Source organism: [Mycoplasma] gypis, assembly GCF_016924775.1.
GTDB lineage: Bacteria > Bacillota_I > Bacilli_A > Mycoplasmatales > Metamycoplasmataceae > Metamycoplasma > Metamycoplasma gypis.
In genome coordinates, this window is the sequence record NZ_JAFFTD010000005.1 from 1 (window position 1) to 16,147 (window position 16,147).

The 16,147-nt window shown below is 28.1% G+C and carries 14 protein-coding genes, 2 tRNA genes and 1 pseudogene; 4 read left to right on the forward strand and 13 right to left on the reverse strand.

The features are described 5' to 3' along the window. From JV175_RS03455 to JV175_RS04215, 10 genes are all read right to left on the reverse strand, one after another. Positions 1-624 (reverse strand): DNA polymerase III delta subunit-related protein (locus JV175_RS03455; RefSeq protein ID WP_506737598.1); only part of this gene is annotated, 624 nt, incomplete at its 3' end. Beyond that, positions 624-1,277 carry a dTMP kinase gene (tmk, locus tag JV175_RS03460; protein WP_205499593.1) on the reverse strand — a complete coding sequence of 218 codons (654 nt, stop codon included), beginning with the start codon at positions 1,275-1,277 and terminating at the stop codon, positions 624-626. The genes tmk and JV175_RS03455, both read right to left, overlap by 1 nt. Positions 1,278-1,289: 12 nt before the next feature. Next, the gene (locus JV175_RS03465) at positions 1,290-1,871 is read right to left on the reverse strand and encodes a toprim domain-containing protein (RefSeq protein ID WP_205499594.1); all 582 of its coding nucleotides are present in this window, start codon (positions 1,869-1,871) and stop codon (positions 1,290-1,292) included. 3 nt (positions 1,872-1,874) lie between these two features. Beyond that, entirely contained in the window at positions 1,875-2,168 is a 294-nt protein-coding gene (locus tag JV175_RS03470; RefSeq protein ID WP_205499595.1) for a YbaB/EbfC family nucleoid-associated protein, read from the reverse strand. 21 nt (positions 2,169-2,189) lie between these two features. Then, complete coding sequence (gene dnaX / locus JV175_RS04470) at positions 2,190-4,505, reverse strand: DNA polymerase III subunit gamma/tau (RefSeq protein ID WP_205499596.1); 2,316 nt, start codon at positions 4,503-4,505, stop codon at positions 2,190-2,192. 69 nt (positions 4,506-4,574) lie between these two features. After that, positions 4,575-5,564: a YwaF family protein gene (locus JV175_RS03480; RefSeq protein WP_205499597.1), complete on the reverse strand. Its 990-nt coding sequence runs from the start codon at positions 5,562-5,564 to the stop codon at positions 4,575-4,577. Positions 5,565-5,663: 99 nt separating this feature from the next. After that, positions 5,664-7,892 (reverse strand): P68 family surface lipoprotein, encoded by a 2,229-nt coding sequence (locus JV175_RS04475; RefSeq protein WP_205499598.1) that lies wholly within the window; start codon positions 7,890-7,892, stop codon positions 5,664-5,666. Between the two features lie 72 nt (positions 7,893-7,964). Beyond that, a tRNA-Arg gene (locus JV175_RS03490) sits at positions 7,965-8,041 on the reverse strand. A gap of 4 nt (positions 8,042-8,045) precedes the next feature. Beyond that, positions 8,046-8,120, reverse strand: a tRNA-Cys gene (locus tag JV175_RS03495). Between the two features lie 153 nt (positions 8,121-8,273). After that, a complete protein-coding gene (locus JV175_RS04215; protein WP_306789867.1) occupies positions 8,274-8,399 on the reverse strand; it encodes a hypothetical protein in 126 nt (41 codons plus the stop codon). Positions 8,400-8,499: 100 nt separating this feature from the next. Here JV175_RS04215 and JV175_RS03500 point away from each other — a divergent pair, with 100 nt between their 5' ends. After that, positions 8,500-9,261 carry a DUF2779 domain-containing protein gene (locus tag JV175_RS03500; protein WP_205499599.1) on the forward strand — a complete coding sequence of 254 codons (762 nt, stop codon included), beginning with the start codon at positions 8,500-8,502 and terminating at the stop codon, positions 9,259-9,261. 13 nt (positions 9,262-9,274) lie between these two features. Then, a complete protein-coding gene (locus tag JV175_RS03505) occupies positions 9,275-10,993 on the forward strand; it encodes an MATE family efflux transporter (protein WP_205499600.1) in 1,719 nt (572 codons plus the stop codon). Between the two features lie 86 nt (positions 10,994-11,079). On the opposite strand, the gene JV175_RS03510 is transcribed toward JV175_RS03505, so the two are convergent. From JV175_RS03510 to JV175_RS03520, 3 genes are all read right to left on the reverse strand, one after another. Then, a complete protein-coding gene (locus tag JV175_RS03510; RefSeq protein WP_205499601.1) occupies positions 11,080-11,358 on the reverse strand; it encodes a hypothetical protein in 279 nt (92 codons plus the stop codon). Positions 11,359-11,474: 116 nt separating this feature from the next. Further along, a complete protein-coding gene (locus JV175_RS03515) occupies positions 11,475-11,873 on the reverse strand; it encodes a hypothetical protein (protein WP_205499602.1) in 399 nt (132 codons plus the stop codon). Next, a complete protein-coding gene (locus JV175_RS03520) occupies positions 11,866-12,333 on the reverse strand; it encodes a hypothetical protein (protein ID WP_205499603.1) in 468 nt (155 codons plus the stop codon). Before JV175_RS03520 ends, JV175_RS03515 begins: the two co-directional genes overlap by 8 nt. 215 nt (positions 12,334-12,548) lie before the next feature. Between JV175_RS03520 and uvrA the strand changes: the two genes are divergently transcribed. Together uvrA and JV175_RS03530 are read left to right on the forward strand one after the other, a co-directional pair. Beyond that, positions 12,549-15,377 (forward strand): excinuclease ABC subunit UvrA, encoded by a 2,829-nt coding sequence (uvrA, locus tag JV175_RS03525; RefSeq protein ID WP_205499604.1) that lies wholly within the window; start codon positions 12,549-12,551, stop codon positions 15,375-15,377. A gap of 63 nt (positions 15,378-15,440) precedes the next feature. Continuing rightward, positions 15,441-16,147 (forward strand): annotated as a pseudogene (locus JV175_RS03530) (hypothetical protein); the annotation flags it as partial.

Below are 16,147 nucleotides of genomic sequence, written 5' to 3' on the forward strand. Positions count from 1 at the left end.
TAATTTTGCAAGGAATTTTTTATCATCAAGACTATTGAAAGCATCAAATATATTTTGAAGATTGTTTTCAGTTTCTTCATTATATTTAGCATTAATGAATTCTTCATCATCGGTTAAATAAGCTCAAAACTCTTTAAACATTGAATTTCTTAATAAATCTAATTTTTGAATTTTTTCTTTGTCTTTAAAATTAATATCAATTAAAACACTTCTTGAAATTATTGTTGAAAGAACCCGATATTTGTTTTTTGTTGTCATGACAACAAAAACATTTTCAGGTAAAGATTCCAAAAATTTTAGTAAAGCATTTAGAGAAGAAGCACTTCCATTTTCGATATTTTTAATAACTAAAACATTGCTTTCTTCATCACTAGAAGCACTTATACGCATAATTGCGTCAGTTATATCTTCTTTATTAATTGTTTTTATAGCATTAATTACAATACAGTTTTTACTATTTAATAAGCTTTCTGAATCAGTAAAATAATTGCTTTGAATGTGATTAATAAAGTATAAAAGATATGGATCTAGATTAACATTTTGTGTTGTTGAGAACAAAATGGTTTGAATTTTTTTGTTTTGCTCGATGGAATTATCGATTAATTTATAAACATTATTTTCCATTAAAGTACCCGTTGTTTAAAAATTTCCAAAACATCTTCAAACACTTTTTCAAGTGGTTGTGATGCGTCAACAACAACAAAAAGTTCAGGTTCATACTCAATTAGTTTTTTATATGAATTACGAAGATTTTCATAATAACTAATATTATTATTTTCCAAACGGTCTAAAGAAGAACGATTTTGAGTAATTCTATCTAACGACTGTTGTGGGTCCATATCAAAATATATAACAATATCAGGTAGAATTTGTTTTGAATTTCCTAATTTTAGGGCATCAATATTTAGGCTGCGAATATTTTCCAAACCTAGTCCACCCAATAAACCTTGATAAATTAAAGAAGAGTGTATATAACGGTCCGATACAACAATTTTATTTGCATCAAGAGCAGGTCAGATACCTTTTTCTAAGTTAATTCTTCGACTGACAATGAATAATAAAGCGTCAACAGCAGGACTGAAATTATTGCGATTATCTAAAATAAAATTGCGAATAAATTCAGCTTCTTTTGAGCAACTGCTTCCTGGTTCTCTTGTAAATAAAAATTCTTTATCGGTTACATTTTTAGCGAAGTAGTCTTTTAACATACTAACAACTGTTGACTTACCTCCGCCATCCATTCCTTCAAAAGTAATAAAACGTGCTTTACTATTCATAATATTTCTTCCTTACATTTTTATTTTGTTTTCTAACGATTGTTTTAAAGTAATTGAATCAACAATGTCAACACTTGCTCCGAAAGGAATTCCTGTACTTAACTGATAAATATCAGCTTTTTTAACACTGAGTATAGTTTTTAATCTTTGCATGGTAATTTGTCCATTTAAAGTTGTACTCAAAGCAAGGATTATTTCATTCGCACCTTCTGTATATGACAAAATTTCATCAATAAGACCTTGACTGAAATTTTGTTTCTTAGGACTCAGAAGTTCTTCAATTACAAAATATTTTCCTTTAAAAAAATCAAGACTTTCAAATTTTTGAATGTCACTTTGATTTTCAACAAACATAATTTTTTTGGATTTTGATCTTTGCTTACAAATTTCGCAAATTTCTTCTTTGTCATAATTGTGGCAAAGTTTACATTCTTGAAAATTTTGCTTAAAGGTTTGAATTGAATTTATCAATTGTAAAATTTGTTGATTATCTTTTTTTAAAATTGTAAATGCCATTTTTTTAGCAACAGCATTACTGATTCCTAAAGTGGTTTTAAGAATCTCAATAAGATTTTCGAAATGCGGATTTTTCATTTCTTAGAAAGGTAGTCCGGTTGTTGGAACTTGTTTGCTTAGTTCCTCATATTCTTGATTAATTTTTTCAATCGCTTCATTAACAGTAATGATGATTAAATCTTGTAAGGTTTCTGCATCTTCGGGATCAATTAATAATTCATTGATTTCAAGAGATTTAATTTTTCTTGTTCCAAACATTACTAATTTAATTCCTTGTTTCTCAACAACAAATTCTTTTTTAGAAATTTGTTTTTCTTTTAATTCCATTTCAGCTTGTAATTTTTTAGCTTGTTTTAGCATTTCATTAATATTCATTTTTTTCTCCTAGTTTTTTAATTATCTTTTTTTGATGTCTAATATGTCTCCGAATAATTCTTTAACAGTTTTAAGTGCTTTTGAATCTTCGGGTGATTCTAAAACCGGCAATGGTATTAGTTTACGGTGTTTTAGTTCTTCTTTGTGTTCCATGTAGTAATCAATTGCTCTTTGCATTTTTTGTTTTTCGGCAGCAAAGATATGAAGATTACGTTTAAATTCTTCTTTAATAAATTCTTGAAATTCTTTTTCTTGTTTGTAATTATTTAATTGTTCAATCATTTGTGAGTATTCTGTTGAGAATAAGATGAAATTTGAAGCATTTAAAGAAGGTTTCATTGAATTTAATAGTCTTACATATTTTTCATATTTAGGGTTTGAAAAATCTTTTAGTTTAGTCAACTTAACACGATATTCAATTTTATAATCAGTTTTATCAACTAATTTTTCTTTTTGTGCAAGTAAAGAAAGATTTAAAATTTCATCAATTGTTAAATCTTTATAACGATTTTTCGAAACAACTTCATCAAGACCAAAAATGTCTTCAGTTGCTGACGAATAATCTTGTGTCTGTGAGTTTTGATTTAAAAGATCTTCTTCAATAACGCTGTATTCTGCAGTAATTTGATTTTGATTAACGGCAAATTCACTAGTATCATGCATGATTTCTTCAACGTTTTGGCGATGATGAATCATTGGTGGGTTTGCAATGTCATCATAGCTTAGCATTTCATTGATGCGTTTGTGATTTTGTTCGTGTTTTTTAGCTTGTTGAACACTGTATTCACCACTCTTCTCGTAATCCGTTTCAGCGGAAATACTTGGATTTATATGTATTTGTGGTTCACTTAGTGTAAAGCTTTCTTCTAAGTCAGCTAATTCTGAATCATCGATTGAATCAGCTTGTTCTAAATTAATTTCCATTGTTTGAGTTTGGAAAGATTTTTTTGAATTTTGCATACTATTTGCTAAATTATCAAATCACGATTGTTCATGTGAATCAATCTTTGATACTGGTTGATTGTTTGCAATTGATTCATGACTTAAATCAATAAAACTTTGGTTAGGTTTTTTAGCTTCAAAGTATTCGTCTATATTATTACTTGGTTCTTCTGTTTCATGACTGACTTTGCTGTCATGTTCTTGATATTGAATTGCTTCATCTTCAGTATTAATTGTTTCTTTTTCGTAAGCAATATCTTCAACGCTTTCATCGGTAAATATCGGTAGATTAGTAACTTCACTTTCTTTTGTATTTTCATTAGTTCTTACAAAACACATTTTTAGGAGTCCCATTTCTAGTGTTTGTTGTGGAATATCTGAATATTTTAATTCTTTTAATATTGTAATTAGTTCATCCAAAAGTAAGTATGCTTTATCGACTAATAATTTAATGTCGGACATTTGATTAACTTCTAAAAAACTAATTAAGGTTGCATCATTAGTTTTTTTATAAATTACATAATCTTTTAAAACGTTAATTAAACCAACAATCATTTTTTCAATGTCTGCACCTTGATCAATTTGTTGTTTAGTTAATTGTAAAACTTCGTGAATTTCTTTTTTATTAATTGTGTTAATGATTTCGATTAGTGTTTGGTTTGAAATTAATCCAAACATTTTTTGAACATCTGATACCTTAACATCCGAGTTTGCAAAGATTGCAATTTGATCTGCCATACTTAGGGCATCACGCATTGCTCCATTACTTAGATTAGCAATTAATTCTAAGGCTTTAGGTTCAAAAGCAATTCCTTCGTTTTTATAAACATAATCAAGTTGGTTAGCGATTGTTGTAACATCAATACGTTTAAAATTGTATCTTTGTACACGGCTTAAAACTGTTAAAGGAATTTTTTGTGGGTCTGTAGTAGCTAAAATAAAAATAACATGTTTAGGTGGTTCTTCAATAGTTTTTAATAATGCATTTCAAGCACTTTTTGAAAGCATATGTACTTCATCGATAATGTAAACTTTGTATTTCGAATAAGATGGTAAATTATCAATATTTTCTTTTAAATTACGGATGTCATCAACCCCAGTGTTTGAAGCGGCATCGATTTCTAAAATATCTAGTGATTTTTCAACAGATTTTTTGCATTCATCGCAAGATTCAAAGTCTTCATTTAAATCTTCACAATTTAAAGCTGCGGCAAAAATTTTGGCAACTGATGTTTTACCAGTTCCACGAGGTCCACAGAATAAATAAGCATGGGAAATTTTTCCAGTTTCAATAACATTTTTTAATGTATTTACAATATGATCTTGTCCTCTTACTTCACTAAAAGATTTAGGACGATATTGACGATATAAAGCGATATATTTGTTGTCAGTCATATTTCTCCTTAATATAATCAATTCTACCACAGCAAAAAAGCGTAACAAAAAAAGAGATATAAATATCTCTTAAACTGTTTTATTTTTATTTTTAAATGAAAGATGTGATTGTTTAAAATCGTTTCATGCAACTGATTTTGAAACAATAAATTTTCATTTGTTTTCAACTTTTTGTAATGAAATTTTTGATGCTGAGAAAAATATTAATAATGCAAGTGCATAAAGGCACATAATTGAAAAACAAGCGATTAAAAATAGATAAGGTTGACGTGATAATTTTCCAAATAACTCTGAAAGACTATTGACTTCTTGCATTCCTAGATAGAATCAGTTTGATTTTCAGGTGTTTTGAGCATATTTGAAAGTAATGTAATTAAGAACAAGCACTGATAGAGCAATTAAAAACATTGCAACAACACTGATAAACACTGTTTTTTTGGTTTGCTTTGCACTGCTTAAGATCATTAATAAGAAACACATTATGATGATAAAACTATGCGCAAAAAGAAAATCTCAGAAAACAAATGAATCAAATCCTCAGAAAATATCACTATGGTCTGCTGAAAGCGATCTTCATTTTTCGTTTGAACTTAGGTCAGTGAAACCGAAAGCAATTAAAACACCAACAACTCCAAAAATACCGTAGTATTTTGATAAATCAATTCTATTAAACACTAATGATAAAATAATGAAAACCAAAAATAAACGGCAATAGTGTAGGGGAATAATTTCTCAACGATTTGGGTAATGATTCAAGAATAAAACTATGATTCTAAAAATTGTAAAACAAGCCGCAATTATACCAACAATAAGTCAGAATGTTTTTTTAGACATTTTGAGAATTGTTTGAGTATTTTCGTACTTGTAATAGATTGGTTTTCTAAAAAGTCAAAGTAATGCACAGACACATAAAACAATTGCAACAACAAGGAAAAAAAATCAGCTTGACTGATGGAAAGTCAAGTACCCACCTTGTCAGTTAAAAAAGCCATAATTTTTAGGTCGTACCAATTCTACTTTTGAGTTTTCTTGAAGACTCATTTCTATAGTGTAATTCATAATTTTAAAATTATATCAATTTAAAAAATTTATTGTCTTTTTTTGTGCACAATGAAAAACAAAAACAAAAAAAGCACTGAATATCAGTACTTTTTTATTTTATTTAAGATCAGTCACTAATGACATTTCGGTTTTGATTTCATTAATAACCTTATCTTTTGTATATCTTATTTTATTATCATGATATCTAGCTTGTTCAAAAGCTCTTTGCAATGAACCTCTGATTGCATTACGGAAAGTGTCACTACTTTCATCCACTGGCTCTTCAAATGTTGAAACACCTTTACCTAAATTTATTTCTTCTGTTGCTTTAATAAAAGTAGAAGCAAATTCATTAATTTTTAAGTGTTTTGATTGGTTAAAGAAGTTATTTGAAGGGAATATGTAGTTTGATTTGTAAGCAAAATATTCAATAGGTATCAACTTGATGCGGGTTTCTGGTGTAGTCTTTTTATTAAGGTCTTCTCAAGTGATTAAATTATTTTCATCGTATAGTCATTTAATGAATTCAAGTGTTGCTTTATCTTGTTTTTCATTTGAATGAAGAGCCATTAAAGAAGGCCCTTGTAAAATGAATGAACCCCTTTCACCACTATTTTTTGAGTTGTAACGAACTTGTGGAGTGATTAACGTGTTACTTAATTTAAGTTGGTATTTATCTGATTGTGATTCGGCAACATTTTTTAGTAAAAATCATCTGTCAACAGAATTTGGAAGTTGTTTTTCTAGTTCGGCAATTTCATTTATTTTATTTGGATTAATTTTTTGAATTGCTGTAATGGTGTTGATGATTTGTTGTTTTTCAGCATCAGTGTATTTACCTTCCGAGCTTCAATCTCTAGGTAAGTAAATTTTTTGAAAATCGTTATTACTTTGAGCTAGTTTTTTAGCTTCATTTGATGCATATAGGGTTTTTATGCTGTTGTTATCACCGAGAAAATTTTTAATTAATTTTAATTGATTTGTTTCAGCAACACCTTTTGCAAATTCATCATGTTGAGATTGTGAGTTTAAGTCTAATGTAAATTTATCTAGCCCCACATTAAAAGCTAATGTATCCGAATTATTTGTATCATCTTTATTACGTTTTGCAAACCCATTAGCTAAGTAACTAATGTCTTTACCTTTATATAAGAATGAATTTTGTACAAAGCGAACATAGTTATAAGCTAATGTTGTACCGGTGGCAAAAATCATTTTGTGAGTTGTTTGAATTCTAGCTGAGTTAAAATCATATGTTGGATCACGTTGAATGTATGTTCTTCCTGAATTAATTAATTCAAGAGTTTTTTCAATATATTTTGCGAAAGTTTGATATTCTTTACTTTCTGGATCGCTTAGAACTTTTTTGTAATCTAATTTATAGCTTGCTCCTTCTTTGGGCTGTAAGAAGTATTTGCTAAAATCATTTTTAGCATCATTGAACAATTGTAGATAAACAAAGTTTGCAATTGAGTCAATACCCATTGTATATAATGTATCACTGTAATTTTCATTATCATTTAGTGTACTATTGACAAATTTTGTAAACTCAATCATTTGATCATATGAATCCAAAATATCATCACTTAATTTTTCTAAACTTAACTTTGAAAAATCTAAATTATATTGGTCAAATTTTCATAGTTCTTCAATTCTGGTTCTTTCATTTTCGGTGATTTTATCACTATTAAATAACTCGATTGAGCTTTTTAGAATATCTGAATTATTTTCGTCCAAAATTGAAACGTGTTTTTGCTTTTTATATTGTTTATCCATTTCTTGAACAATATATCCTAGCAGTGGTTTATCAACAGTTAAAACTTCACTGCTTCTTCCGAAAGGTAAAATTCATTTTTTATCTTTTTTTAGTCCCGAAAGACTTTGATTGATTTTTAAAAACTCGGGATTAATGTAATCAGTATTAACTGAATCTAAATCCAACAGCATATCGAAAGTTCCGGCAAGAACTGCTGAAGAAGGGTATGCAAGGACTAAATTTCCGAAATTTTTGGTATTTTTTGCTCTTAAATCAAGGTTTATTTTTGAATAAAGTCCTTGTAAAGAATCGGCTGAAACTTTTAATTCTACAGGTTGTAGATTTTGATTTTTATCTTTATTTAATTTTACATATTTGTTGTATTCTTCTATTACCGACTTCAAAGCATTATATCTTTTTAAATCATTTGAAGGACCATAAGAAGTCATAATTTTCAAGCTTTGACTTTGTTCTTGGTCAAATCTTGCTGTATTTTGACAGCTGGCAGCTATAAATGGCGATGTTATTGATAAAACACTTAAAGGTAATAAAACTTTAATAATATTCTTTCATTTCAAATTTTTACTCATGCAAAAATTATAAACCAAAAGAAGATATAAAAAAAAGAGCAACAGCTCTTATTTGCGGTCAATTTCTTGAAATGGCGCGCCCGGCAGGAGTCGAACCCGCAACCTTTTGGGCCGTAACCAAACACTCTGTCCAATTGAGCTACGGGCGCATAATGGAGCCACCAACCGGATTCGAACCGGTAATCGAGGTGTTGCAGACCTTTGCCTTGGCCGTTTGGCTATGGTGGCAACACATAGCTTTGATAATTGCAAAAATATTATATAACATTTTGCTAAATAAAACAAATATTTATCGTAATTTATTTAAACGTTAAAATTTAGCAATATTTTTGTTTAAAAAGTTCCTAATGTGATTTGTATTATTTAAAATTAGGAACTTAATTATTTAGCAATTCAAAAAATTGAAGCTACAGCGGCAAGTATGGCAAAAAATGCTATTACAAGAGAAGAAACAACAATTTTTTTAACCATTGCTCGCTTTTGTTCTTTTGTATATTGTTTTTTCATGGAATTATTATAAAACTATTTAAAAAGTTTTAATTTTTTTTGTAAAACTTTGATAATTACACTCATTAATAATATTGAATAAAAGAGTACAATATAAATTATGAATAAAACAGAAGAAGATATTAAAAATCCCGTTGAAGTTTTTATTGATTTTGAAGCGATTACAAATCCTTTTGCTCGTTTAATGAAAAGTAAAAATTCAACACCATTTTGTTATACACTTGGATTAAAAAACATTAAAAATGAATTTAAAACCAAGACATATATTTACAATTTCAAAACCAAAAATGTTTATGAAACCTTAAAAGAACATATTTCTAAAGATATTAAACAAATTAATAACACCGTAAAAATTCCTAATGTTGTTTTTGTCGGACACAATCCAACCTTAGAAAAAGAGCTTTTAAGTATCATGTTTCCAAATAATGTTGTTAAAGCTTTAATTGAAGAAAAGAATCTTTCACTTTCTGTTTTAACCGCCAAAGATTTTTCTGATGATTATTTTGTAGAAAGCCGTAAGGCAATAAGAGAAAAAGCAAAAAATAATGTTGTTGAAAAAGTCCTTCAAAAGGATGGCTCAACTGCTTCTTATATTGGTTTTTTACTGTGATGTCAAACTAAAAAAGTAAAAAACCCTGCAAAATTTATTATTGATGTTAATCCACAAATTTTAGTAAATGAATTAAAACGCTATTCTAAAGATGATGTTTTAAGAATGGAAGTTTTATCAAGAGATGAGAATTTGAAGAAAAATATTGAAAGTATCAAGCGAAAAAGAATGTTACTTTCATTAATTAAGAATTTAAACCTCGAAGATAGCTTAACAGTAAAAGAAATTAAAGAAAAAATTTGACAATTATAGTACCATTATATAAATGAATAAAATTTTAAAAAATAAGAAAAATATTATTAAATCACATTTTCCTGAAAATAAGCAAATGTGAAAACTTTATTTTAAGAAAACATTACCAGTTGTGTTAGCAGAACTGGTTTTTGCTTCCACTTCTTTTGTTGATAATTTTATGGTTACTCATATTCCTAACGGTGTAAATTCACTTTCATATGCTAACACCTGAACAGGAATAATTTCTACTTTCTTTATGACCATTAATACTATTGCCGCAATGCTTGTTGGTCAATTTTATGGAGCCAAAAACTATAAGAGCTTAAATCAAATAATGGCACTTAGAGTTTGAACTTATGTTTCAATTGCGACAATTTTTGCTCTTTGTGCTTGGATTATTCCGACACAAATGATTTCTTTTGTTGGACCTGGAGATGTTGATGCCTTAGAAGGAGGAGTAAACTATATAAGATTCATCGCAATTGCCTGAATACTGTTGGCAATTGCATGGAACACCAATGGGTTACTAAATGAAACAGGACATTCACTGCATGCCTTTTTTACAGCATGTTTTAATATTGCAATAAATGTTTTGATTAACTCAATTTTAATCTATGGTCTTAAATTAGGGGTAGAAGCAGCTGCTTATGGAACCATTGCAGCGGTGTTTATCTCAATTATTCTCGATTGTTTGTGAATGTATTTAAAGAAAAAAGAAATTTGAATTAATCCTAAAAACCTTTTCTTTATTTCATCTCAAGTTGCCAAAATGTTTTTCAAACGTTCATTTGCTTTTGCGATTGCAATCGCTGGAATGATTGTTTTACCATTAAGAATGATTATTTGAAACTATGCATACCAAGAAAATGGTATTGGTGAACAATGAATGAAAATGCCTGTTTCAAGTGTTCTAGCACTGACAGAAAGTATTTCAATGGTATTCAGTGCAACTACTGCAGCATGTGGAGCTAACGTCAGTGTATTTGTTGCAACAAACTTAGGTAAAAATGATTTTGATGAAGCAAAAAAACATGCAGCCGCACTAAAAGGTTTCCATGCTACAACTGGGGCTATTTCTTCAAGTTTATTACTTGTTTTTATAGTAGTTATTTGAACTACAGATTTACTCTCGAGTGGTATTTCAAAAAACATTAAAACTTTTTATAACACTAAAAGCTTAGAAGAAATTCAATCACTGATGAAAAATTCTCCGTTTTGAAATACTTTATCAGAAACTACAATGCAAAATAAAGATCTCTTAATTAATGCAGCTGCTAAATACACTGCATCAATGCATACTCGCAATCTTGCAATTACATTAATAACTGTTGCATTAGTAAATCCACTATGAAGTTGATTCTATACAACAAGTGCATTAATTGCTAGTGGAGGTCGTTCAACCGTTTCTAGTGTTACAACTCTTGTTGCACAATGATCACAATTCATTTTCTTAATTATTATTGGTTTTGTTTTTATAAAAAACTTCCATTGATCATTACCTGTTGCTTACTTTATTTTCTACAGTTGAGACATTATTCGTTTAATAATTTATGAGTCAGTTCAATATAATGTTGAGTGAAAAAGAAATATTCAACACGAGCTGAATTTCGACAGTAAAGAAAAAGAATTACAACGTTTAAAACGCGAGAACTTAAGATTAAAGAAACAATATAAAAACGTTCAAAAAGAATATCATGAAGTATTGTTAAAATCTTGAAGCAAAAATGACAAAAATAATGAAAACAAATAATTAAAAACTCTTAGTAAGAATCTTAATGCAACAAGATTCACTAAGAGTTTTTTCTTTTTATCTCGATATTTTATATCTTCTTTTACTTAATAATTATTGATATATTGAGCTATTTTAGAATGGAAGTAATATTCTTCGCTAATAACACTCATACCATAAATATTTTCTAAATATTCTTGATCAATTTCTTTTGTGATTTGAAATTCCACAAAAAAATTTAAATCATTTATCCTCACAAGAACTTTTCTAAATAATTCGTTTGAATCAATATTTGTATATTCAAAATTACTTAAAAAGTTATCAACATATTCATTTTTTTTGTTTGTTTGTTCATTTACAATCCATTTTTTTGAAACAAATGTCAATATCGTTTGATTCTCAATATAATTTGTCTCTTATTTTCATTTTAAAGCTACCCTGCAAACAAAATAAATCAAATTTTTTCAGAATTTACAAAAAATAGGTATTTAGTAAAATGTTTTTATTTGTCATTTTGGTTATTCTTTGATTCACTAACAACATTATTATTATTTTCTTTTTCTATTATTTCAGTTGTCTGTTTTTCATTATTTATTATTGGTTCTTTGTCTTCATCTAAGTTTTTCCCTTCAAGATTATGTTCTTCATTTTTGCAATTTTTTTTATTGCGAATTTCTTTAAAATAATCTGAATAACTTATAAATCGTTTAGTATTTTTAAGATGATAAGTATATCATAAATATCCTATCGAAAAAGGAGCTACAAGTCCTGCACTGGCAGGTCTTTTGAATACAAACATTAGAGTGATCGTAATTATTCCTGTAATATATATAAAGACTAATAAAATGGTTCTTATTATTAAACCACGTTTTTTGTCGTTAAAATCTTCGTTATTAGTCATAATAAGCACCATAAGATGAAAGAGAATAGTATTTATCATAAATCTCTTGAATAAAATCAGCTCATTTTAATAAATCAGTTATATCTTTTGATTTTTCTTTAAGTGTGTAATAAAATTCATTTAATTTAAATATTATCCTATCAAGTTTCATATTGATTGTATTTAGATCATTATAATCTGAAAATTCCAAAGTATCATCTTTTAAATAATGTATTGATTTAAAAATAATGTCTTCTATTTCTCTTTTTTTCTCTAATTTTTTCTTTGAATTGATATTTTCATCGAAAAATGTTTTGAATGAATCTAAATCTAACTTAAATATTAAGTCCATCAAATTTAATGAGTATATTTTTTCATTTTCATTCATTTTTTCAATTTTTCAATTTGTTTGATTAACCACGATATTCGTATTAGTTACGACTGCTCCTGGAACATATCCTGCGATTAATAAAGTATTCATTTTTTTCCTTATCTATAAATAGTTTTCATCGATAATGATGTAAATATTTATTTAAATTTATATTTTTCGGTTTTATTCTACAAGATTTTCCAAAAAAATAAGATAGAATGTTGGCAAAAAATTAATATTGTCTAAAAAAATAATATTTTTAGGATTTTTTGTTGCATAAATTAAAAAATGAACAAAATTGTTTATTTATTTATAATTAATACATTATGAAAAACAACGAAAAAATTATTGTTAAAGGCGCTAAAGAAAATAATCTAAAAAATGTGGACTTAGAAATTCCTAAAAATAAATTAGTAGTATTTACAGGACTTAGTGGAAGTGGAAAATCTTCGCTTGCTTTTAATACTATTTATGAAGAAGGGAAAAGACGTTATGTGGACTCTCTTTCTTCATACGCTCGTCAATTTTTGGGTAATTCTAAGAGGCCAAATGTTGACTCAATTGAAGGGCTTTCACCTTCAATTAGTATTGAACAAAAAACCACACATAACAACCCACGTTCGATTGTTGGTACTGTTACTGAGATTTATGATTATTTAAGACTTTTATATGCTCGAATAGGAAGAGCTTATTGTCCAAAACACAAGACTGAAATTAAAGCACAAAAACACAAGGATATAATTAATGCAATTTTTAAATATCCTGAAGGTACTAAGCTTTACATTCTGTCTCCTGTTGTTCAAGGTGAAAAGGGGACACACCAAACATTGCTATCTAAATTAAAAAAAGATGGTTTTGTAAGAGTAAAAATTAATGATGATATTTTTTCACTTGATGAAGAAATTAAATTAGATAAAAATAAACGTTGAAACATTGACATTGTTATTGATCGTTTAAGTTTAAAAGAAGAGCTTAGAAATCGTGTTTCTGAAGCAGTTGAAATTGCGCTTGAATATTCAAAAGGTTTAATTAATATTCACGATGTCGACGGTGGAAACACAGAACAATTTTCAATATATCACGCCTGTGAACAAGGTGATTTTGATATGCCTAAAATCGAACCTAAACTTTTCTCATTTAACTCTCCTTATGGAATGTGTGATGAGTGTAAGGGACTGGGATTAAAACTATCTACTGATATCACTAAAATCATTCCTAATCCGAAAAAATCGATTCGTGCTGGTGGAATTAAATATTTTGAAAATACTGTTGAAACTAAAAATTTAGAATGACAAGAATTTAAAGTTTTATTAGATTATTATGAAATTGACATTAATATTCCAATTGAAAAAATTGATCAAGAAAAAATGCATTATCTTCTTTATGGTTCAGATGAAGAAATTGAGTATACATTAATTTCTGCTTCAGGTAATCGTTACAATCGTAAGGGTTACATTGAAGGTATTGCAAATATGTTGGAAAGAAAATATCTTGAAACTTCTTCTGAAGAAATTAGAACTTGATATAAAAAATTTATGTCTGAAGTTACTTGTTCGAGCTGTAAAGGATCAAGACTTAACAAATATGCTTTAGCGGTAAGAATCAATAGTTTAAATATCTTTGAAATTTGTAATCAAGATATAGGTGCAATTTTTGATTTTATTAATAATTTAGATTTGACTGAAACCGAAAAAGAAATTTCTAATCTGATCTTAATTGAAACAAAACATCGATTAGAGTTTTTAATTAATGTTGGTTTAGATTATTTAACATTAAATCGTAAAGCTGAAACATTAAGTGGTGGTGAGTCGCAACGGATTCGGTTGGCGACTCAAATTGGTTCAAATCTTACCGGAATTTTATATGTTTTGGATGAACCAAGCATTGGATTACATCAACACGACAACCGTAAACTTTTAAATTCTTTAAAGAAAATGGTTGAAATCGGTAATACTCTAGTAGTTGTTGAACATGATGAAGAAACAATTTATGAAGCCGACTATATTGTTGATATTGGTCCTCAAGCAGGAGATGAAGGTGGTTATATTGTTGCTACTGGTTCAGTTGAAGATATTGCTAAAGAACCTACATCAATTACTGGTAAATATCTTTCAGGGGAATGAAAAATTGAAATTCCTGAGTTTCGAAGAAGCGGCAATGGTAAAGTCTTAAAAATTAAAGATGCAAAAGAAAATAACTTAAAAAATGTCAGTGTTGATATACCCCTTGGAAAATTGATTTGTGTTACTGGAGTCAGTGGTTCAGGTAAAAGTACTTTAATTAATGAAATTTTAGTTAACGAACTTGGTTCTTACTTAACTGATCCACTTTATGATGGTAAAAAAGCTAAGTTAATTGGAATTGGTAATATTGATAAAATTATTCAAATTACTCAATCACCAATTGGTAGAACACCACGTTCTAACCCAGCAACTTATACTTCTGTTTTTGATGATATTCGTGACATTTTTGCCAATGTTGAAGAATCGAGATACCGCGGATATCAAAAAGGAAGATTTAGTTTTAATGTTCCTGGCGGAAGATGTGACAAATGTCAAGGAGATGGTGTTATCAAGATTGAAATGCACTTTTTACCTGATGTTTACGTTGCTTGTGACCACTGTGAAGGAAAACGTTATAATAACGAAACATTAGAGATTAAATATCATGGTAAGAATATTAATGATGTTTTAAATATGCGTGTTAAAGAGGCTTTTGAATTTTTCAGTGCTCGAAAAAAAATTCAAGATAAACTTCAAACATTAATTGATGTGGGTCTTGATTATGTTCAATTAGGACAAAGTGCAACAACTCTAAGTGGTGGAGAAGCTCAACGGGTAAAATTAGCAACGTATTTACAAAAGAAACCAACTGGTAAAACACTCTACATTCTTGATGAGCCTACAACAGGTTTACATACTCATGATGTGAAAAGACTTTTAAACGTTTTAACAAGAATTGTTGATAATGGTGATACTGTATTGGTTATTGAACATAATCTTGATGTTATAAAAAGTGCTGACCATATTATTGATCTTGGCCCTGGTGGTGGAAAAAATGGTGGAAAAATCATTGCCACTGGAACACCTGAACAAGTTGCAAAAATTGATAATTCATATACCGGACAATACCTTAAAGAAATTTTAAAAATTTAGAATTTCTTTTTTTTATATTTAGAAACTGTTATTTATAATTTTATTGATATAGAAGGAGTTGAAGTGAACAATAAACCAGCGCTTAGATTTAAAGGATTTAGTGAAGAATGAAAGCATGACGCTTTAAACAAATTAATGGAAATCTCTACTGAAAAGAACAGTAACAATTCTTATACACGTGAAGATGTTTTATCAGTATCAAAAAAATATGGTGTAGTTAACCAAATAAAACTACAAGGAAGATCTTTCGCTGGCAAAGATATCAGTAATTATAAAGTTGTTAGAAAAAATCAACTAGTATATACAAAATCTCCACTATCTCAAAATCCATTTGGTATCATAAGAAACAATAGTAATTTAGATGGAATAGTTTCACCTTTATATGCGACATACAAAACTGTAAATAATTCAGATTCAATATTTATTGAGTGTTTATTTTTACTTAATCATGTTTTAAATAATTTTTTAAAACCTTTAATAAATAAAGGAGCCAAAAATACTTTATTAATATCAGATGCAGCGATATTGGAAGAAAAAAAATATATACCAAAAAGTAATGAGCAACAAAAAATTGGTTCACTATTTCAAAATATTGATATTTTACTCAAAAATATTGAGCAAAAGACTGAAAAAATACATTCAGTAAAGAATTTTTTACTGAAAAAAATGTTTCCTGAAAATAATAAAAAAATACCCGAAATAAGATTTAAGGGATTTGGTGAAAAATGAGAAGAAAAATCATTAGGGGAAGTAAGCGACATAATTAGAGG